Annotated in this window: 22 protein-coding genes and 1 pseudogene; 10 read left to right on the forward strand and 13 right to left on the reverse strand. The window is 42.5% G+C overall.

Annotated elements, in window-relative coordinates; genetic code table 11:
* Positions 1-120 precede the first annotated feature (120 nt).
* The 6 genes and pseudogenes from EQG61_RS08720 to EQG61_RS08745 form a co-directional block, all read right to left on the reverse strand.
* Positions 121-689, reverse strand: a pseudogene (locus tag EQG61_RS08720) (DinB family protein).
* On the reverse strand, positions 676-903 hold the full coding sequence (locus EQG61_RS08725) for a DUF6095 family protein (protein WP_129461539.1): 228 nt from the start codon (positions 901-903) through the stop codon (positions 676-678). The pseudogene EQG61_RS08720 and the gene EQG61_RS08725 overlap by 14 nt, the downstream one beginning before the upstream one ends.
* A 63-nt stretch (positions 904-966) precedes the next feature.
* On the reverse strand, positions 967-1,776 hold the full coding sequence (murQ, locus tag EQG61_RS08730; RefSeq protein ID WP_129461540.1) for an N-acetylmuramic acid 6-phosphate etherase: 810 nt from the start codon (positions 1,774-1,776) through the stop codon (positions 967-969).
* 1 nt (position 1,777) lies between these two features.
* The gene (locus EQG61_RS08735) at positions 1,778-2,158 is read right to left on the reverse strand and encodes a PH domain-containing protein (RefSeq protein ID WP_129461541.1); all 381 of its coding nucleotides are present in this window, start codon (positions 2,156-2,158) and stop codon (positions 1,778-1,780) included.
* A gap of 95 nt (positions 2,159-2,253) precedes the next feature.
* Entirely contained in the window at positions 2,254-2,925 is a 672-nt protein-coding gene (locus tag EQG61_RS08740) for a ZIP family metal transporter (protein ID WP_129461542.1), read from the reverse strand.
* 172 nt (positions 2,926-3,097) lie between these two features.
* The gene (locus EQG61_RS08745) at positions 3,098-3,853 is read right to left on the reverse strand and encodes a class I SAM-dependent DNA methyltransferase (protein WP_129461543.1); all 756 of its coding nucleotides are present in this window, start codon (positions 3,851-3,853) and stop codon (positions 3,098-3,100) included.
* 135 nt (positions 3,854-3,988) lie between these two features.
* On the opposite strand from EQG61_RS08745, the gene EQG61_RS08750 reads away from it, so the two are divergent.
* Both EQG61_RS08750 and EQG61_RS08755 read left to right on the forward strand, forming a co-directional pair.
* Positions 3,989-5,158 (forward strand): THUMP domain-containing class I SAM-dependent RNA methyltransferase, encoded by a 1,170-nt coding sequence (locus EQG61_RS08750; RefSeq protein WP_129461544.1) that lies wholly within the window; start codon positions 3,989-3,991, stop codon positions 5,156-5,158.
* Positions 5,151-5,384, forward strand: coding sequence for a hypothetical protein (locus EQG61_RS08755; RefSeq protein ID WP_129461545.1), 234 nt, complete (start codon positions 5,151-5,153; stop codon positions 5,382-5,384). Before EQG61_RS08750 ends, EQG61_RS08755 begins: the two co-directional genes overlap by 8 nt.
* On the opposite strand, the gene EQG61_RS08760 is transcribed toward EQG61_RS08755, so the two are convergent.
* The 3 genes from EQG61_RS08760 to rlmD are packed head-to-tail and all read right to left on the reverse strand — an operon-like array spanning position 5,385 to position 8,130.
* On the reverse strand, positions 5,385-6,221 hold the full coding sequence (locus tag EQG61_RS08760; protein ID WP_206733878.1) for a DUF6048 family protein: 837 nt from the start codon (positions 6,219-6,221) through the stop codon (positions 5,385-5,387).
* Positions 6,202-6,708 carry a DUF6452 family protein gene (locus EQG61_RS08765; RefSeq protein WP_129461546.1) on the reverse strand — a complete coding sequence of 169 codons (507 nt, stop codon included), beginning with the start codon at positions 6,706-6,708 and terminating at the stop codon, positions 6,202-6,204. The genes EQG61_RS08760 and EQG61_RS08765 overlap by 20 nt, the downstream gene beginning before the upstream one ends.
* 9 nt (positions 6,709-6,717) lie before the next feature.
* Positions 6,718-8,130, reverse strand: coding sequence for a 23S rRNA (uracil(1939)-C(5))-methyltransferase RlmD (rlmD, locus tag EQG61_RS08770; RefSeq protein WP_129461547.1), 1,413 nt, complete (start codon positions 8,128-8,130; stop codon positions 6,718-6,720).
* A 91-nt stretch (positions 8,131-8,221) separates the two neighbouring features.
* Between rlmD and EQG61_RS08775 the strand changes: the two genes are divergently transcribed.
* From EQG61_RS08775 to EQG61_RS08790, 4 genes are all read left to right on the forward strand, one after another.
* Complete coding sequence (locus EQG61_RS08775; RefSeq protein WP_129461548.1) at positions 8,222-8,755, forward strand: DUF1697 domain-containing protein; 534 nt, start codon at positions 8,222-8,224, stop codon at positions 8,753-8,755.
* 58 nt (positions 8,756-8,813) lie between these two features.
* Positions 8,814-9,275 (forward strand): DUF1003 domain-containing protein, encoded by a 462-nt coding sequence (locus EQG61_RS08780; protein ID WP_129461549.1) that lies wholly within the window; start codon positions 8,814-8,816, stop codon positions 9,273-9,275.
* Between the two features lie 232 nt (positions 9,276-9,507).
* Positions 9,508-10,791: an ornithine--oxo-acid transaminase gene (gene rocD / locus EQG61_RS08785; RefSeq protein ID WP_164974917.1), complete on the forward strand. Its 1,284-nt coding sequence runs from the start codon at positions 9,508-9,510 to the stop codon at positions 10,789-10,791.
* 5 nt (positions 10,792-10,796) lie between these two features.
* A complete protein-coding gene (locus tag EQG61_RS08790; protein WP_129461550.1) occupies positions 10,797-11,237 on the forward strand; it encodes a hypothetical protein in 441 nt (146 codons plus the stop codon).
* Positions 11,238-11,288: 51 nt separating this feature from the next.
* Here the strand turns inward: EQG61_RS08790 and EQG61_RS08795 are convergent, their stop codons facing one another.
* Both EQG61_RS08795 and EQG61_RS08800 read right to left on the reverse strand, forming a co-directional pair.
* Positions 11,289-11,624, reverse strand: a complete 336-nt coding sequence (locus EQG61_RS08795; RefSeq protein ID WP_129461551.1) for a CCC motif membrane protein — start codon at positions 11,622-11,624, stop codon at positions 11,289-11,291.
* A gap of 11 nt (positions 11,625-11,635) precedes the next feature.
* Complete coding sequence (locus EQG61_RS08800) at positions 11,636-11,920, reverse strand: DUF2752 domain-containing protein (RefSeq protein ID WP_129461552.1); 285 nt, start codon at positions 11,918-11,920, stop codon at positions 11,636-11,638.
* A 91-nt stretch (positions 11,921-12,011) separates the two neighbouring features.
* Here EQG61_RS08800 and EQG61_RS13765 point away from each other — a divergent pair, with 91 nt between their 5' ends.
* Genes EQG61_RS13765 through EQG61_RS08810 form a run of 3 tightly spaced genes read left to right on the forward strand, consistent with a single transcriptional unit; the run spans position 12,012 to position 13,889 of the window.
* On the forward strand, positions 12,012-12,188 hold the full coding sequence (locus EQG61_RS13765; protein ID WP_164974918.1) for a hypothetical protein: 177 nt from the start codon (positions 12,012-12,014) through the stop codon (positions 12,186-12,188).
* Entirely contained in the window at positions 12,175-12,738 is a 564-nt protein-coding gene (locus EQG61_RS08805; RefSeq protein WP_129461553.1) for a Smr/MutS family protein, read from the forward strand. Before EQG61_RS13765 ends, EQG61_RS08805 begins: the two co-directional genes overlap by 14 nt.
* Before the next feature lie 29 nt (positions 12,739-12,767).
* Positions 12,768-13,889: a cysteine desulfurase family protein gene (locus tag EQG61_RS08810; RefSeq protein WP_129461554.1), complete on the forward strand. Its 1,122-nt coding sequence runs from the start codon at positions 12,768-12,770 to the stop codon at positions 13,887-13,889.
* Between the two features lie 17 nt (positions 13,890-13,906).
* On the opposite strand, the gene EQG61_RS08815 is transcribed toward EQG61_RS08810, so the two are convergent.
* A complete protein-coding gene (locus EQG61_RS08815; protein WP_129461555.1) occupies positions 13,907-14,314 on the reverse strand; it encodes a hypothetical protein in 408 nt (135 codons plus the stop codon).
* A 353-nt stretch (positions 14,315-14,667) separates the two neighbouring features.
* On the reverse strand, positions 14,668-16,056 hold the full coding sequence (lpdA, locus tag EQG61_RS08820; protein ID WP_129461556.1) for a dihydrolipoyl dehydrogenase: 1,389 nt from the start codon (positions 16,054-16,056) through the stop codon (positions 14,668-14,670).
* Between the two features lie 913 nt (positions 16,057-16,969).
* On the opposite strand from lpdA, the gene xerA reads away from it, so the two are divergent.
* The gene (gene xerA, locus EQG61_RS08825; RefSeq protein ID WP_129461557.1) at positions 16,970-18,013 is read left to right on the forward strand and encodes a site-specific tyrosine recombinase/integron integrase; all 1,044 of its coding nucleotides are present in this window, start codon (positions 16,970-16,972) and stop codon (positions 18,011-18,013) included.
* Positions 18,014-18,230: the final 217 nt, after the last annotated feature.

Raw genomic sequence — 18,230 nt, forward strand, 5'->3', positions numbered from 1 at the left:
CGGCAGGCAGGTATTCCTGCTGTGTGCGGACTTGCCTACCGGTTGAGGTAGGTCTCACTTCGTAAACTCCGTGAGGATGCCGCTTCCACCTGCCTGCCGGCAGGCAGGTCAGGGCTAGGGTTATCGATTCATTTCGCCATCCGTGAAATGACGGCGTTGTTTCTCTTGGGCAAATTTATCGGCATTGTATTGCCCGGATTGATTCTTGGGTATTGACAGGCTGTCCCAAGCCGAGGATTTCAACATTTTGGCTGCAAAAACGATTTGCCCCACATGATACGGATAATGCGCCAATTGCCGGTTGATGGCTTCCATAACGGTATGACCTTCGTTCGGATGTAAATGAGGGTGTCCAACTGTTCGGGCTCGAGCTGCTGCAAGGCGTTTTCAAAACAGGCCCAACCTGCATTCCAGGCATTGCGGACTTCCGTTGCAGTGGTTAAGTCGTTTTCAAATTCGCTATCGCGGTTCCGCCACGATTTTTCACCGTCAGTGGTTAAGAAATCAGTCCAACGCGACAACATATTGCCCGACAAGTGTTTCACGATGATTGCAATCGAATTACTGTCGTCATTCACTTGCTGAAAGAGTTGCTCGGGTTCGAGTTGCGCCATGGCTTTTTCACCCAACTGGCGGTAATACGCAAATTGCTTGCGTACACTTTCCAAATAATTGTTAGAGATTGCCATCGAAAAGTGCTTTCATCATCGTTTGTAATCCTTTAAACGCCAGAAACACGGACGTGATACATATTCCACAACCGATGACTAACACCAAATAATGCCAGTTGGTGTGTTTGTTCATGAAGGCATTGTACATTACACTCGGACCGATGAACATGAGTGGCAATGCTCCGAATAGGTATTTGAGGCCTTTGGCTAAGAGGTTTTTGTTGGTACTCATTTTTAAAAGTTATGAGTTAGGAATTATGAGTTATGCGTTAGGGAACTCAAGATTTATAATGTATCATTTAAAATTCTCAACAGCTTTTCGCACGCTGCCGTGGGTTAACAGCAATTGGTTGGCGGTTTCATAGTCCACTCCAATTTCGTCCATAATCATGCGCGTGCCGCGGTCAACGAGTTTGGCGTTGCTCAATTGCATATCGACCATTTTGTTGCCTTTGACACGTCCGAGCTGAATCATGGTAGCAGTGGAAAGCATGTTGAGTACCAACTTTTGAGCGGTACCTGCTTTCATACGACTGCTTCCGGTGACAAATTCGGGTCCGACCACCACTTCCACAGGGAATTGCGCCACCTTAGAAAGCGGACTCCCGGCATTGCACGTGATGCTTCCCGTTACGATTCCTTTAGCATTACAGGCTTCCAATCCAGAAATGACATAGGGTGTAGTTCCCGAGGCAGCAATGCCTACCACTACATCATCTGAGCCAATTCCGGCGGCTTCGAGATCTAGCCAGGCTTGGGTCGTGCTGTCTTCGGCATTTTCTACTGCTCGACGAATGGCTTGGTCGCCGCCTGCGATTATACCGTTGACCAATTCATGGGGTACGCCAAAGGTGGGCGGACATTCGGAGGCATCGACGATTCCCAAACGACCCGAAGTTCCCGCACCGATGTAGAATAACCGACCGCCTTTTTTGAGTTGGACAACCGTTTGCGTGACCAAAGCCTCAATTTGCGGCAAGGCTTTTTCTACGGCTAGCGGCACGGTTTTGTCTTCGTTATTAATATTTGTTAGCAATTCGTGTACGGACATGTTTTCCAACTGTTCATAACGCGAGGATTGCTCGGTAGTTTTGGTAAAACTCATGTTATTTGCACGTATGGTAAGTGATGATTTTTTGAACATCATACACGTTTACCGATTTGTTGAATTGTTTCACAATACTGGGATTGGCCTCACTGGAAACCCATATTTTCAATTCGGCATCCAAGTCAAACGTTCCGGCACTTTCAATACTAAAACGGGCAATACTTTTATAGGGAATGGACTTGTATTCCACTTTACTGCCAGTAATTCCTTGTTTTTCCACAAGAATGATTCGTTTGTTGGTGAATAAGAAGGTATCGCGGATGAGTTTGAACCCGATTTCGATACTTTCGCCCTCGACCATTAGTTTGCCGTATTCTTGTTGTAAACTTTCTAAACTTGCTTCTCCAGCATTGCCTAGTAAGGCTGAAAATAGACCCATTGTATTTGTTTTTTTAGAAAGTATAAAAATACAGAATCTACCCTGAAACCCAAGCCGATTTCAAGGAAACTTATTCACGAATGCAGTTGATTTTTTTATAAAAACAAGGCCAAAACGATCCCCAGAATGATGACCGTAATTTTGGCGATATTAAATTTATGTCCTTCGCTACTTTCAAAAATAATGGTCGAAGAAATATGGAAAAGAATACCGATGACAACGGCGGTAATTTCGCTGTAGTAAGCGCCTAAACGGGGTAAAGTATCTGCCAACCAAGTACCCAGTGGCGTCATGAGCGCAAAGCCCACCATAAAAACGGCTAGGGTGTTTTTGGAGAGTCCGGCCTTTACAAAAAATAGGGTAAGAATCATGGCAATAGGGAAGTGGTGCACCGCAATACCCAACGCCAAATCGTGATGATGTCCAACGGGAAATCCTTCCAATAACGCATGCAAACACAAACTGATAAACAAGGACCAGGGCATTTTATGAATATGTCCGTGACCGTGCACGTGACCGTGTTCGGCACCTTGGGAGAAAAACTCCAAAACAATTTGGAAAATAATTCCCAACATGATATAGACACCAATATGTTTCACCTCGTTGTGTTCATACACTTCGGGTAATAAATTGATTACCGTCAACGATAGTAAAAACGAACCACTGAACGCCAACAACAATTTCAATTGTTTCTTTTCCTTGGGTTGCAGCCATAGTGCTGTTCCAAAGCCAAGTAACACAGAAAGTAAGGGGAGGATGTAGTCCATGGTTGGGGTTTAATGTTTCAGGTTTAAAGTGTAAAGTTAGTGTAAAGGTTTAAGAAGTTTAAAAGTGTAATGGGTGTAACAGTTTATTGGTTCTAACCCATTCTTTTTTCTTGCTTCTTGCTTCTTTCTTCTTTTTTCTTTCTTCTTTCTTCTTTTTTCTTTCTTCTCAGTACTATTTAAAAATCATAATTAAACGCTCACTGGTTTTTTTATAGAACTTTTTTAATTTATAATCACCAAAGATATCCAATAAATAAATGCCCGCGCGTTCCATCATCGCTTGGAAATCTTCTAAACGAAGGGCTCTAACCTTTTCGTAATAACAAAAATCTTGGCCTTTGTCGTGAAAACGGATTTCCTTGATAATGTATTTTTCGTCGGTGTAACGCTTGATGTGGAAGGTGATGCCGTCAACGGTTTTTTCTTCTTCGGGTACCAATTCGTCGATAACTTGCTCGACATTCATAAAGTCGATGACCCCAAAGCCGTATTCGTTCAAACTATCATGAATCGCCACTAACGTTTTGTAATTGTCTTCGTCTTCGTCAAAATACCCAAAACTGGTAAACAAGTTGAATACCGCATCAAACTTCGCTTCAAAAGGTTCGCGCATATCGTGCACTTCAAACCGCAAGTGATGGTTTTCGTTTTTGGAAGCCTCCGCAATGCTATTAGCGGATAAATCGGCGCCGGTTACATCATAGCCCAACTGACTCAAATAAATCGAATGGCGTCCGCGTCCGCAGGCCAAGTCCAAGACTTTTGCTTTTTCGGGCAAATTCAAATACTGCGTCAAATTGTCCATAAACAATTGCGCCTCACGGTAATTCCGTTCTTTGTATAAGATATGGTAATAAGGAGTATCAAACCAGGAAGCATACCATTGGTCGTCTTCAATCGGGTGGGTTTGTGTAGTCAAATCGGACATTTATTCGCTTCAAATCAATTTCAACGTGCAAATTTAGTGTATTTTTGCCCATCAAAATCAAATTAACCCTTTTTTGGAAGGAACCGTTCGTTTCGTCTAACGTTTATTCCAAATGAAAATCGGTTGCCAATCCGTATGGAAAATTTTAAAATGATTGCCAAAACCCTGTTTGGGTTTGAAGAACTACTCGCCAAAGAATTGCGCGATTTGGGTGCCCAAGACGTTCAAATTGGAACGCGTGCTGTCAGTTTTGCTGGGGATAAAGGATTTATGTACAAAGCCAACTTGGCCTTACGAACAGCGCTCAAAATTCTAAAACCCATTCATCAGTTTCGTGCTTTTAACGAGCAGGCGTTGTATCAAGGAATCCGACAAGTCAATTGGAGTCAGTACTTAAATACCAACCAAACCTTTGTCGTGGATGTAACCTTACATTCCGAGAACTTCAAGCATTCGCAATTTGTGGCGTTAAAAACCAAAGATGCTATTGTGGATCAGTTTCGCGAACAAGGGGGAGCACGTCCGAGTATTGACAAAGACCATCCGGATTTGCGCATCAATGTACATATTGATCGCGAACAAGTATCGGTTGCCTTGGATACTTCCGGGGCGTCCTTACACCATCGTGGCTACCGAAGAGTGACGAATATTGCTCCCATCAATGAGGTCTTGGCAGCGGGTATGTTGTTATTGTCCGGTTGGAAAGGCGAATCCGATTTTATGGACCCAATGTGTGGTTCGGGAACACTCTTAGTAGAAGCCGCCATGATTGCTTGTAATATTCCGGCCAACATCAACCGTAAAGAATTTGCTTTTGAAAAATGGTCCGATTGGGACAATGATTTGTTCGACACCATTATCGATAGTTTGATGAAAAAAACGCGCGAGTTTCATTATACCATCAAAGGATTTGATAAAGCGCCCAGTGCGGTAGCCAAAGCGCGTGAGAATGTGCAGAATGCTAATCTGGACGATTATGTGCGTATTGAGCAAGCCAACTTTTTTGAAACCGAAAAAGAAACGCAAGGACCACTGCAAATGGTTTTCAATCCGCCGTATGGGGAGCGCCTCGAAATTCAGTTGGAGCGTTTTTACCGCGAGTTGGGGGACACCCTAAAACAAAGTTATCCCGGAACCGATGCGTGGTTTATTACAGCTAATTTGGAAGGGTTGAAGCACGTTGGATTAAAGCCTTCGCGAAAAATAAAATTGTTTAACGGTAGTTTGGAATCCCGTTTAGTGAAATACGAATTGTATGCGGGAAGTCGACGAACCAAATTCCAAAATACAAACGATCATGAATAAAAAAACAAAAGCGTTATTGCTGAACCTCCTTTGTTTTGCCGTGCTTTTTATCGGTGCGCGCTATTTGGTAAGTAAATATTTTTGGTACCAAGGCATTTGGATTTCCTTGGCCGCCTTTGTGATTACCTTATTGTTGTCGCCTAAATTTCAAGCCGTGAAAACAGCCCAAGGGGAGAAGTTGTTTATGAGTTGGTTGTTTTTGAAAGGCGTAAAAGAAATCAAGTAATTACTTTTTCTTTTTGGCGTTTTTCTTCGCTTCTTTTTCGGCTTCTTTCATGAATTTAGCCTCTTCTTTGGCTTTCTTCTCAGCTTCCAGAGTTTTGGCATCTTTCACTTTTATTGAAAAAAGCGGAAGGGAATAGGAAATGGTGTAATTGAAGCCAACGCCAAACTTACCGCCGTACGTGCGGTTAAATCCGGGAACGTACAAGTTTTCAAAGTCCTCCGGTTGTTTTTGCGAAAGCATATAATTCATTCGGAAACTCATGCCCATATAGACATTTTTAAGCACTTCAGCTTTCATTCCAACGACGACTTCTGTCCAATGTGCGGTGAGTCCGTTGAACTTGGTGTTGGGATAATACGTAGGTGTTGGGAAATAACTATTGGGGTAATAAATGTTATACGAATTGAGGGTCTGACTAAATGTACTGAACCCATAGCGCAATCCGATGTAGATTTGATTGTTCATACCCGTCCAGTTTTCATACCCGTTAAAATCAAATCCGGCACGAATATAAGAGCCGTTGGTTGTAAAATTCAAGTTGTCTTCTTGTACCGTTTTCTTTTCATTTCCCAATTCAACCGCTACATAATGTTTGCGGGTGACACGGAAATCACCTACTAATTCCAATCCACGGTAATTCGAATCATAAAATCCCCGACTCAATTTGAACAAATCCACACCTACACGCAAGCCATACTTCTCGGTTTTAGGTGCTACACTGTCTTTTTTTTGAACGGTAGTCGTTTCCTTTGCCGGCGTTTCAGTGGATGTTTTTTGTGCCCAGGTCGCACTCACCATGAAGAGGCACAGGAGAATTCTAGTAAAAGAGTTTGACATGAACTTCATTTTCGTTGGTGATATTGGATTGGGTTATTCCCATAGTTTGTATCCACAAGCCGTCGTTGGGTGTCGCATCGGTAAAATCAAATCCGTTAGTCGGATTTAAAACAAAATTCAGTTTATAACCACAAGCACGAGAGACAAACTGTGTGGTTCTTGTGTAATTGATGGTGATTATATCGGTATTGTCATTGGTAGCGTCGTCATCGCCACCATTCTGAATCAGTTGAAATTGCGTGGTATCCAATGTCGTGTCTAAGGGAACATAAATTTTGCTTACCCCATTAAAATTAATGGTTTCAGAGATTCCGTTGGCTTTAAGGACAAGATTGGATACATTTTTGGTTTGTGTCAAATTTGCCACATCATAAAATTCAATCACCAAACGGGGAGTGGTGGTTGTATCTCCACTGCAGATATCATCCTTTTCACAGCTGGAAAAAGTGAAGGTTAGGGCGATTAGTATAACGGTTATAAAACGCATGATCTTCAATTATCGTAATTCCAAAAGTACAACATTTTCCACATGATGCGTTTGGGGAAACATATCCACAGGACGCACACGGCTTACTTTGTATTTTTCATCCATCAAGGCCAAATCGCGGGCTTGGGTAGCGGAGTTGCAGCTTACATACACCACACGTTTGGGAGCAATGCGTAAAATTTGTTCCACCACATCTTTGTGCATCCCGTCGCGTGGTGGGTCGGTGATGATCACATCCGGTGTGCCGTGTTGGGCGATAAAGGCTTCGTTAAACACGTTTTTCATATCGCCAACAAAGAACTCACAATTGGTGATGTTGTTGCGTTTGGCGTTTTCTTTCGCATCGGCAATGGCTTCGGGAACGGCTTCTACACCAATTACTTTTTTCGCTTTTTTTGAAACAAATTGGGCAATGGTTCCTGTGCCGGTATATAAATCGTATACGACTTCATTTCCAGTTAATTCAGCAAATTCACGGGTAATGGCATACAATTCATAGGCTTGTTCTGAATTGGTTTGGTAGAAGGATTTGGCATTAATGCTAAAATGCAAGCCTTCCATTTCTTCCAAAATATAATCACGGCCTTTGAATAAGATGATGTCTTGGTCGTATAAAGTGTCGTTGGCTTTTTGGTTGATAACGTATTGCAACGAGGTGATTTGAGGAAAGGTCTCCGCTAAATAGTTCATCACCAATTCGCGTTCTTCTTTGTTGTCATCAAAAAACTGAATCAACACCATGATTTCTCCAGTTGAAGCAGTTCGAATCATCAAGGTGCGCAACAAGCCCCCGTGGTTGCGGGCGTCAAAGAACGACAAGTTGTTGGCGTTTGCAAACTCTTTAATTCCGTTGCGAATCGCATTGGACGGATCGGCTTGTAGCCAACATTTTTCGATATCGAGAATTTTATCCCACATTTTTGGGATATGGAAACCTAAGGCGTTTTGGTTCTCAAACGTCGCCTCTGATTGGATTTCTGCTTCAGTCAACCAACGGGCATTGGAGAATCCAAATTCCATTTTATTGCGGTAGAAGAACTGCTCTTTGGATCCTAAAATAGGTTCAAATTCTGGGAGTTCAATTTTACCAATGCGTTTTAAGTTGTTGTATACTTCGTTGTGTTTGTACACCAATTGCTGGCTGTAACTCATGTTTTGCCATTTGCAGCCACCGCATACGCCAAAATGTTGGCACACGGGTTCGACACGGTTTTCCGAATACTGGTGAAAACGAATAGCTTTACCTTCGTAATAGGCTTTGCGCTTGCGAAAGGTTTGCACATCTACGACATCACCGGGTACCACATTGGGTAAAAAGATTACTTTTCCATCTGGCGCTTTGGCCACCGAAACTCCTTTGGCTCCGGCATCTAAGACTTCCACGTTTTCAAATACAACGCGGTCATTTCTACGTTTTCCCATGGCGCAAAAATACAGTATTGCATGGGATTGGACGAAAAAATGTTTATTTTTAAAACAGATTTAGCAAAATCAAATTAAATCCAACGTACACATGATTCATTTGGCTTTATTACGCGGAATAAATGTTTCGGGACAGAAACTCATCAAAATGGACGATTTGAAACGCAGTTTGGAAGGCGTCGGATTTGGGAATGTGCGCACCTACATTCAATCGGGAAATGTGTTTGTGCAAACGCCTGAAACCGATCCTGGAGTAGTAGCCGGACAGATTCGCACGGCTATTATGAACTCGTTTGGCTTTGATGTCCCTGTGTTTGTTATTGGTAAAGACGATTTGGAAGCTTGTGTGGAGCGGAATTTGTTTTTGCAAGAGGAAGGAGTGGACTTGAAAAAGTTATACGTGTCGTTCATCTCTACAGAAGTTCCCGATCAAATGATTACCCAATTGAACCTGAATTTCATCGAACCCGATAAGATCCAATTGGATGGACGCCGAATTTATCTCAAGTACCACAGTTCGCCCGCTCAAACCAAATTGGACAACAAATGGATTGAAAAGAGCATGAATGTCCAATCGACAACGCGCAACTGGAATACCGTCACGAAGCTTTTAGGTTTATTTTAAGGTCGAAATTTCCGCTTTCCATTTTGGAATGCATAACTTTGAGTAGAAAATCATTGTTATGAAAAAGCACCACGAAATCGAAAGCATTCAAGAATTAGAAGAAACGAATGATACCCGTACCTTTGGGCAACGGGTAGCTGACAAGGTCGCGGATTTCGGAGGAAGTTGGACCTTCATCATTTCCTTCATGGTGTTTTTGTTGTTGTGGATTGCCTTTAATGTATTTTGGCTCAACAACAAAGGATTTGATCCGTATCCCTTTATTTTATTGAACTTAATTTTGTCGTGTATTGCTGCGTTGCAAGCGCCGATAATTATGATGAGTCAGAATCGGCAAGAAGCCAAAGATCGTGAACGTGCTGAAAAGGATTTCATCATCAATTTAAAAGCCGAGCAGGAGATTCGGGTGTTGCAACAAAAATTGGATCATATTCTCAAACACCAACACGAAGAATTGATGGCGATTCAACAGCAACAGTTGCAAATGATGGAGCAATTGCTTCGGAAAAAAAAGGAATAATTATAGTTCCAATACTAGTTTAAGTTACTTTAAATAAATTACTGGTTTCTATTTTTTTAAAATCAAAATATAAGTTGTTTTTATGGTTGGAATAGTAGGCTTCGCAATCGATTGAGAATTTTACACACCTTCTTTTTTAATTCGCCGAATTGTGTAGTTTTGTGAAAGTTTACGGATGATTTCTCTCCACAAGAAGGAATTAAGGAGTTTCTTTTTTATTAAAATTTCAATCATGATTAGCGAAAAATTACGCTCTCAGGAGGCTATCGAACTGGAGGATAAATACGGTGCGCACAATTACCATCCACTGCCTGTGGTGCTCAGCCGTGGTGAAGGAGTATATGTGTGGGATGCGGAAGGAAAACAGTATTACGATTTCCTTTCTGCGTATTCAGCAGTGAATCAAGGACATTGTCATCCTAAAATTGTGGGAGCAATGGTCAATCAAGCACAAACTTTAACGCTTACTTCGCGTGCATTTTACAACGACAAACTGGGCGTTTATGAGCAATACATCACCAATTACTTTGGTTTTGACAAAGTGTTACCGATGAATACCGGTGCTGAAGCTGTGGAAACTGCACTAAAGATTTGCCGTAAATGGGCGTATGAGAAGAAAGGTATTGCCGAGAATGAAGCGCAAATTATTGTGTGTGATGGCAATTTCCATGGAAGAACAACGACGATTATTTCGTTTTCGAACGATGAGAATGCGCGAAAGAATTTTGGGCCGTATACGGCAGGATTTATAAAAATACCTTACGATGACACCGAGGCTTTGGAAAAAGCGCTTACATCGTCTCAAAACGTTGCCGGTTTCCTTGTTGAGCCGATTCAAGGGGAGGCGGGTGTTTATGTTCCTTCAGAGGATTTCTTAGCCAAAGCACAAGCGTTGTGTGCGGCACACAATGTACTTTTTATCGCTGATGAGGTACAAACGGGTATTGCACGTACAGGTTCGTTACTAGCCGTTTGCGGGAATTGTAACTGCGAGAAGTCGTGTGAAAAGCAAGCAACCTATGTGCAACCCGATATATTAATTTTAGGAAAAGCCTTGTCGGGCGGGGCATATCCCGTATCGGCGGTTTTGGCGAATGATGCGATAATGAATGTGATTAAGCCCGGTCAACACGGTTCGACCTTCGGTGGAAACCCTGTGGCAGCAGCTACAGCTATTGCGGCTTTAGAAGTTGTAGAAGAAGAAGGATTGGCAGCCAACGCGCGTCGTTTAGGTCAGTTGTTCCGTGATTTGTTGCAGGAGTATGTGACTGAGAGTAACATTGTTACCTTAGTGCGCGGAAAAGGATTGTTGAATGCGATTGTGATCAATGATACGGAAGAAAGCGAAACCGCTTGGAATATCTGTGTGAAGTTGGCAGAAAACGGATTGTTAGCCAAACCCACGCACGGAAATATCATCCGATTTGCACCGCCTTTGGTAATGACTGAAGAGCAATTACGCGATTGTGTAGCTATTATTATTAAGACTTTAAAAGCCTTTGAACCAGAACTTTAATTTTTATGTATATGGAAAACCAAAATCAAATTGTCTTAAATGAATTAGCTAAAGACGCCTTGCGAGTAAGTGCAAAATGGTCTTTATTTCTTTCAATACTTGGATTTATAGGTATTGGAATTATGGTGTTGATGGCATTATTTTTTATTACGACCACTTCAAGTATGGATGCTCTTGGGTTTGGTGGTATGCGTAGATTATTCGGAATGATCTATTTGCTGGTTTCTGGAATCTATATAATGCCGGTCGTGTATTTGTATCGTTATGCGTCAGGGATGAAGAATGCATTGGTATTTCAAGATTCTGATAATGTAGCTTTTGCGTTAGAAAACTTAAAGTCGCACCACAAGTATTTAGGAATATTATTAATTGTATTGATTTCCTTTTATATCTTGATGTTTGTAGGTGGAGTCTTTTTTGCTGCAAGTAGGGTAAGTGGGTTTTAATTCCAATATGATATATAAAAAAAAGCCGTCCATTTGGACGGCTTTTTTTGTTTATCGAATTCCGAAGATCTCGTTCATACGGCGACGTATTTGTTCTTCGTTTTGCATGTTTTCTGGACCAATTTTGAGGATCATCCAGACGTAGAAGATTAAGGCCAACACACCGAGTACAATACCGATAATGGACAGTACTTTACCAATTTTGTGCAGGGTGACATTGTCATAGTCGGTTGGGTTTTCCTTAAGTCGTTTGGCATCTTTTAAGCTTAAAATTAATCCAATTACGCCAAAAAGAATTCCGAAGATGCCGTAACAGCAAAAGGTGAGGAATGCTAGGAGTCCGAGCACTAGTGATGCGGTGGCATTAGGCAGTTTTTGTTTTTCCATATTTTTTGATTTTAAAAAAAGAAGTTGCGCATTTTGATGAGGTACGCCATTAAAATTACAATGGCGTTAAGTACGGCCAATAGGATAACTATTCTACCGTTTTTGGGTGTGGGCTGAAAGGCGAATTTAACCACAAAGCCCAATAAGGCAATCAAGGTGTAAATGGCGGGGTACATTTGAAAAGCATCCCACAAACGGCCTTGGCTAAGTAAATAAATCGAGCGTTGCAAGCCACAACCCATACAGTCAAAGCCGAAGGTTTGTTTAAAAAGGCAAGGCAACATGTGTTCTTCCATGACAATTTGTTTATGCAATTTTACGAAATATCGGTTATCAACAAGAGGGGTGGGTGTGTTTTTTTATTTTTGAAAACTTAAAAAATGAGAAATGAATAAAGCTTTAATTCCGTTGCTTTTGGTTTCGGCAGCGATTGCCTTATACGAACAAAGTTTGGCGCATCCCAACTATTATTTAATGGGTGGAGCAGGTGTTGTTTTTATCTATTGTATGGCCAAATTGTCGGCTAAAATTCCACCTAAAAAAGAAGACGATGGGCACGAATAAATTTGAAATAGGGGATCGAGTTGCGGTGCTGGACGATGCGATTTCTGGCGTGGTTGTTCAAGTGAAAAATGATCAAATTTCGATCCAAACGGATGATGATTTTATGATGACATTTTTTGTCAACGAATTGATTAAAGAAAACAATACCAATGACTTGGATTACTTTAGTAAAAGTGATGCGTCACATAAGATAAAAATTGACACAACACCCACTCGTGCACAAAAAAACTTCACATTTAAGTCGGATAAGCGCGATAAAGGCGCACCCGAATTTGATTTGCATATTGAAAAATTGGTGAAGAATTTTCGAGGAATGTCCAATTTTGATATCCTGACAATCCAACTTGAAACGGCCCAACGGCATGTCGAATTTGCCCTTAAAAATCGCATCCCAAAAATCGTTTTGATTCATGGTGTGGGCGAAGGTATTTTGAAAACAGAATTGGAATTTTTGTTGCGCAAATATCCTCAGGTAACTTTTCAAGAAGCGAGTTATCAGAAATACGGCATGGGTGCCACGGAAATCTATTTTCAACAAAACTCAAAATAATCGTACTTTTGTGCCGCTGATTTATCATCATGAATAGAGTTTATTTAGACAATGCTGCTACCACACCGATGCGACCCGAAGTGATCGACCATATGGTGCAGGTGATGCAAACCGAATATGGAAACGCGTCCTCCACCCACAGTTTTGGACGCAGTGCAAAAACCATTTTAGAAACCGCCCGCAAATCGATTGCTAAAATCATGGGTTGTGAAGCCCGCGAATTGATTTTTACGTCGAATGCAACAGAGGCGACGAATCTCATCTTGACCAGTGCGGTGCGCGATTTGGGTATACAACGCATAATTACCTCGAGAATGGAACATCATGCGACTTTGTATACTGTAGCGAAGTTGGTACAAGAACAAGGCGTAGAAGCCGTTTATTTGCCTGCTAATGCCGATGGAACAGTTGATGTCTCCGGACTCGATGCGCTATTGGCGGATGGTAAACCCACTTTGGTAACCTTAATGCATGTGAATAATGAAACCGGAGCTTTGTTGGATATCGAGAAAGTAGGGACAATATGTCGCGCTCACCAGGCCTTGTTCCATTGTGATACCGTGCAATCGGTGGGGAAATGGGCGTTGCCGTTGCACGACTTACCCGTTGACTTTGCCGTAGCGAGTGCGCATAAGTTCCATGGACCTAAGGGTGTTGGGTTTGCGTATATCGCCAAGCATGTGGTGATTAAGCCGTTGATTGTGGGCGGTGAGCAAGAGAAAGGTTTGCGTGCCGGTACGGAAGCAGTACATCAAATTGCAGGTATGGCCAAGGCGTTGGAGTTGGACGCTATCGATCTCGAGCACGACCAAAACTACATTGCTTGCTTGAAAGACTATTGCTGGGAGCAATTACAATTGGCATTTCCAGGGATAAAAACCAATGGCGAACATACGTTTTACAATATTTTGAACGTGACCTTACCGATGAGTGAGGAAAAAGCGGCCATGATTTTGTTTAATTTAGATATGAAAGGCATAGCCGTATCGCGCGGTAGTGCGTGTCAAAGTGGGAGTTCGAAGCCCTCACATGTCTTAGCTCAATTTGTTGCTGAAGAAGATTTAAAACGGCCGGCGCTGCGGATATCGTTCAGTCGGTTCAATACCAAAGCCGATATCGATGCCTTGCTGGATGCGTTGAAAGGAATATAAAAAATAACCGGAGTAATTTACACTCCGGTTTTTTTATAGGCGATTTTGAAATAAATCAGTGTGGCTATAAGAAAAGGAATTTGCATCACCATCATTTTTCCTTGATGGGTGATCGCTCCTACAAACCCTAGAAAGAGCACGAGAACAGCGAGCAAACTCACCGTAAGCGTATTTATTTTTCGGTTCCAGCGGCGGTTAAAGGCATGCATGAGCAGCAAGACTTGTCCGATTAAACCCGTGAGGATGAGTGGATGGGACAGACTATCTATCCATGATTTTCCCGTACTGAAAATGGTGTATTCCAGTTGTGGGATGCTTAGAATTTCATTTTTCCAGACGATACCGCAGCATTGAAAGCAAAGGAACAAGGCAATGTTGACGTAGTGAATGGTGCGGGTGATGGGTCGTGTTGCAAAAATGGACATGGTGCCGGATTTGTTTTAAGGTAAAGGGTTGCGTTAAAGGTACGAATTACCTTGAAGTAATCACTAGGTGATAGATACACGAAGCGGCCCTGATGGCAGTGGAAAGCCCGGAGGGGAAGGGCCGTTGTTTTTTTGAGGTGCGGTAGGGCGACCTTGGGAGCCTGTGCCGTGCCCAAAAAACAGGGCCTATCCCGAGGACTTGCAACGGACAGCAGGAATAGCCGCATAAAAAAAACCGTTCGGGTGAACGGTTTTCTTTAAGACATTAGTCTTTAGACATTAGACATTAGTCTTTAGACTTTTATGATTGGGTAAGACTCAGGAGCTCAGGGGCTCAGTGTCTTAGCCGCTTTTTACATATGAATCACTTCGCCATAGGCATCGGCAACGGCTTCCATTACTGCTTCACTCATCGTTGGGTGTGGGTGAACGGCTTTTAGGATTTCGTGTCCGGTGGTTTCTAATTTGCGCGCTACAACGGCCTCAGCAATCATATCGGTTACGCCAGCACCAATCATGTGGCATCCTAACCATTCGCCGTATTTGGCATCGAAGATTACTTTTACGAATCCGTCGGGTGTTCCAGCCGCTTTGGCTTTACCAGAAGCGGTGAACGGGAATTTCCCTACTTTGATTTCGTAGCCTTTTTCTTTGGCTGCTTTTTCGGTAAGTCCCACAGATGCGATCTCTGGCGTAGCATAGGTACAACCGGGGATATTTCCATAATCCAACGGTTCTACGTGCATACCTGCGATTTTCTCCACACACAAGATACCTTCTGCAGATGCTACGTGAGCAAGGGCTTGACCAGGTGTTACGTCACCGATAGCATAGTAGCCGGGTACGTTGGTTTGGTAGTAGCTGTTCACTAAGATTTTATCACGATCGGTAGCGATACCGGTTTCTTCTAATCCGATGTTTTCGATATTGGTTTTGATTCCGACTGCTGACAATACGATATCGGCTTCCAACACTTCTTCGCCTTTAGCGGTTTTTACGAAGGCTTTTACGCCATTTCCTGTAGTATCAACACGCTCAACCGACGCATTGGTCATGATGTTGATGCCTGATTTTTTCAAGGAACGCTCGAATTGTTTGGAGATATCCTCGTCTTCCACAGGAACGATATTGGGCATGAACTCCACGATGGTTACATCTGTTCCCATGGCGTTGTAGAAATGCGCAAATTCTACTCCGATAGCTCCCGAACCTACAACGATCATTTTCTTGGGTTGTTCTGGAAGCGTCATCGCTTGACGGTACCCGATGATTTTTTTACCGTCTTGTGGCAAATTGGGTAACTCACGGGAGCGTGCTCCAGTAGCGATGATGATGTGATCTGCGCTGTATTCGGTTACTTTACCGTCGGCTGCGGTTACGTCTACCTTTTTACCGGGTTTGATTTTTCCAAATCCGTCGATGATATCGATTTTATTTTTCTTCATCAGGAATTGTACCCCTTTGCTCATGCCTTCGGCTACGGAGCGCGAGCGGGCGATTACAGCATTGAAGTCTTTATCAAATTCCTTTACGGTGAGACCGTAATCTGAAGCATGTTTTAAATAGTCGAATACTTGGGCTGATTTCAATAAGGCTTTGGTTGGGATACATCCCCAGTTTAAGCAGATTCCGCCTAAGTTTTCTTTTTCTACTACGGCCACTTTGAAGCCTAATTGTGAAGCACGAATGGCTGTTACATAACCGCCGGGTCCACTTCCTAAAACAATAATATCGTATTTCATTGTAAAAAAGGTATTTCTATTTGTGTGGGACGTTTTATTATCCGGATGCGAATTTACGGAATTTTTTTAATGTTAGACTTTAGACTTTGGACTTTAGACGTTAGACATTTTTAGATTGATAGGAGTGGGGAGTTTAGTTGGGTGTAAAAGTGTAGTTGGGGATGGTGGACTGAAAAATTGGGGCACAAGGTTTCACAAGGTTAGGCACGAAGTTTCACAAGGTTGTGTATTTAACCGCAAAGGAGCAAAGTGAGCGCGAAGTTCGCGAAGTATTAAGTGTATAAAGGTGCTGCGTTATTGACTCATTGGCTTATTGCCACATTGACTTATTGGAGCACAAGGTTTCACAAGGTTAGGCACGAAGTTTCACAAGGTTGTGAATTTAACCGCAAAGGAGCAAAGTGAGCGCGAAGTTCGCGAAGTATTAAGTGTATAAAGGTGCTGCGTTATTGACTCATTGGCACATTGCCACATTGACTTATTGGAGCACAAGGTTTCACAAGGTTAGGCACGATGTTTCACAAGGTTGTGAATTTAACCGCAAAGGAGCAAAGTGAGCGCGAAGTTCGCGAAGTATTAAGAGTATAAAGGCGCAGCGTTATTGACTCATTGGCTTATTGCCTCATTGCCACATTGGCTCATTGTCTCATTTTCCAAAAAGTAACTGTTTTGTTCGTGTTTTGTTCGTGTTTTGTTCGGAAGTTGTTGCGTAATTGCCCCAGTTTACCGAAGCGCTATCGAAGAAAGTCCGAACAAAACCAAAGCAAAACCCCTACTTCTTCGGGAAAATTACGTCAGGAGACGTCAATTTACGTCAAATCCGGTCAATAGACGTCAAAAGCCGTCATAATCCCATGATTGCTTGCGGGTTAGCGCTACATTTTGTAGTTTTGGGTTTTTATACGCCAAGTTTATGAAATGGAACGCCAAGAAAATTGTCCACAAGGGGACAGCCCGTTTGGGTATATATTTTGAGAAAAATCCTGAATTGATTGCGGAAATGAAGTCGATCCCTGACGCACGTTGGAGTGCGGGTTTTGGGTGTTGGCATGTGCCGGATACTTTTGAGAATCGGATGTATTTTAATGTGGCTCCGGATCCTGTTCGCCTTCCGAATGTGGAGGCGCAGCATTATTTGGAGCGGTACAAGCGGTATTTGCAATCGAAGCGGTACAGTGCGAGTACGGTCTCGACTTATTTTGATGCCATGCGGGTTTTCTTTGTGTTTTTTCGGGAGAAGTCGGTTCTCGCGATCTCCAATGACGATGTGATTCAGTTCAACAACGATTATATTTTGGCGCAAAAATTATCGGCGTCGTACCAGAATCAGATGGTGAATGCGATCAAGTTGTTTTATGAGATTGAGCGGGGGATGGCGTTGGATATTGAGAAGATCCATCGGCCGAAGCGGGAGAAGAAATTGCCGAATGTGTTGAGTAAGGAGGAGGTAAAGCAGTTGTTGGAGGCTTCGACGAACATGAAGCATCGGGTGATTTTGAGTTTGATTTATTCCTGCGGGTTGCGGTGTGGGGAAGTGTTGAAGTTGCAACCGGTGCATATTGATTCGCAGCGGAATGTAATTTTTATTCAGCAAGCGAAGGGGAAAAAGGACCGGATTGTGCCGTTGAGTCCGCGAATATTAGAATTGTTGCGCGAGTACTACCGGTATTACAAGCCGAAGGTCTATTTGTTTGAGGGTCAGAAGCCTGGTGAGCCGTATTCTGAAAAGAGTTTACAGAGTGTTTTGAAGCAATCGTTGGCGAAGACAAACATTCAGAAACCGGTGACGTTGCATTGGTTGCGGCACAGTTATGCGACGCATTTGTTGGAGAACGGCACGGATTTACGATACATACAAGAGTTGTTGGGGCACAATAGTAGTAAGACGACAGAGATTTACACGCATGTGAGTACGAAAAGTATCCAAAATATCAAGAGTCCGTTTGATGATTTATAAAAAAGTACTACCTTTAAATTTTCTGATTGATTTGTACCTATCCGCCGCAATTTTGGAGTCATAGCAACATTTCCTCAGAGGTATAAACGAGTTATGCGTCAGGCTAAAAAATCTGCTAAAAAAGACATATGAAGTTATTTACAAAATTATTTCTCCTTACAATAATTGACTTTATCATTATTTGGTTTTGGGTGAAAGAAATTGACCCTGAACCAAG

Source organism: Flavobacterium stagni (assembly GCF_004122105.1).
In the GTDB taxonomy this organism is placed as follows: domain Bacteria; phylum Bacteroidota; class Bacteroidia; order Flavobacteriales; family Flavobacteriaceae; genus Flavobacterium; species Flavobacterium stagni.

Coding starts and splice junctions, on each gene's coding strand:
- EQG61_RS08800 (WP_129461552.1), bottom strand. CDS start 11,920: ATGGAAGAACACATGTTGCCTTGCCTTTTTAAACAAACCTTCGGCTTT.
- EQG61_RS08790 (WP_129461550.1), top strand. CDS start 10,797: ATGTATATGGAAAACCAAAATCAAATTGTCTTAAATGAATTAGCTAAA.
- EQG61_RS08750 (WP_129461544.1), top strand. CDS start 3,989: ATGGAAAATTTTAAAATGATTGCCAAAACCCTGTTTGGGTTTGAAGAA.
- EQG61_RS08810 (WP_129461554.1), top strand. CDS start 12,768: ATGAATAGAGTTTATTTAGACAATGCTGCTACCACACCGATGCGACCC.
- EQG61_RS08765 (WP_129461546.1), bottom strand. CDS start 6,708: ATGCGTTTTATAACCGTTATACTAATCGCCCTAACCTTCACTTTTTCC.
- EQG61_RS08735 (WP_129461541.1), bottom strand. CDS start 2,158: ATGGGTCTATTTTCAGCCTTACTAGGCAATGCTGGAGAAGCAAGTTTA.
- EQG61_RS08725 (WP_129461539.1), bottom strand. CDS start 903: ATGAGTACCAACAAAAACCTCTTAGCCAAAGGCCTCAAATACCTATTC.
- EQG61_RS08745 (WP_129461543.1), bottom strand. CDS start 3,853: ATGTCCGATTTGACTACACAAACCCACCCGATTGAAGACGACCAATGG.
- EQG61_RS08740 (WP_129461542.1), bottom strand. CDS start 2,925: ATGGACTACATCCTCCCCTTACTTTCTGTGTTACTTGGCTTTGGAACA.
- lpdA (WP_129461556.1), bottom strand. CDS start 16,056: ATGAAATACGATATTATTGTTTTAGGAAGTGGACCCGGCGGTTATGTA.
- EQG61_RS08780 (WP_129461549.1), top strand. CDS start 8,814: ATGAAAAAGCACCACGAAATCGAAAGCATTCAAGAATTAGAAGAAACG.
- xerA (WP_129461557.1), top strand. CDS start 16,970: ATGAAATGGAACGCCAAGAAAATTGTCCACAAGGGGACAGCCCGTTTG.
- EQG61_RS08795 (WP_129461551.1), bottom strand. CDS start 11,624: ATGGAAAAACAAAAACTGCCTAATGCCACCGCATCACTAGTGCTCGGA.
- murQ (WP_129461540.1), bottom strand. CDS start 1,776: ATGAGTTTTACCAAAACTACCGAGCAATCCTCGCGTTATGAACAGTTG.
- EQG61_RS08805 (WP_129461553.1), top strand. CDS start 12,175: ATGGGCACGAATAAATTTGAAATAGGGGATCGAGTTGCGGTGCTGGAC.
- rocD (WP_164974917.1), top strand. CDS start 9,508: ATGATTAGCGAAAAATTACGCTCTCAGGAGGCTATCGAACTGGAGGAT.
- EQG61_RS13765 (WP_164974918.1), top strand. CDS start 12,012: ATGAATAAAGCTTTAATTCCGTTGCTTTTGGTTTCGGCAGCGATTGCC.
- EQG61_RS08755 (WP_129461545.1), top strand. CDS start 5,151: ATGAATAAAAAAACAAAAGCGTTATTGCTGAACCTCCTTTGTTTTGCC.
- rlmD (WP_129461547.1), bottom strand. CDS start 8,130: ATGGGAAAACGTAGAAATGACCGCGTTGTATTTGAAAACGTGGAAGTC.
- EQG61_RS08775 (WP_129461548.1), top strand. CDS start 8,222: ATGATTCATTTGGCTTTATTACGCGGAATAAATGTTTCGGGACAGAAA.
- EQG61_RS08760 (WP_206733878.1), bottom strand. CDS start 6,221: ATGTCAAACTCTTTTACTAGAATTCTCCTGTGCCTCTTCATGGTGAGT.
- EQG61_RS08815 (WP_129461555.1), bottom strand. CDS start 14,314: ATGTCCATTTTTGCAACACGACCCATCACCCGCACCATTCACTACGTC.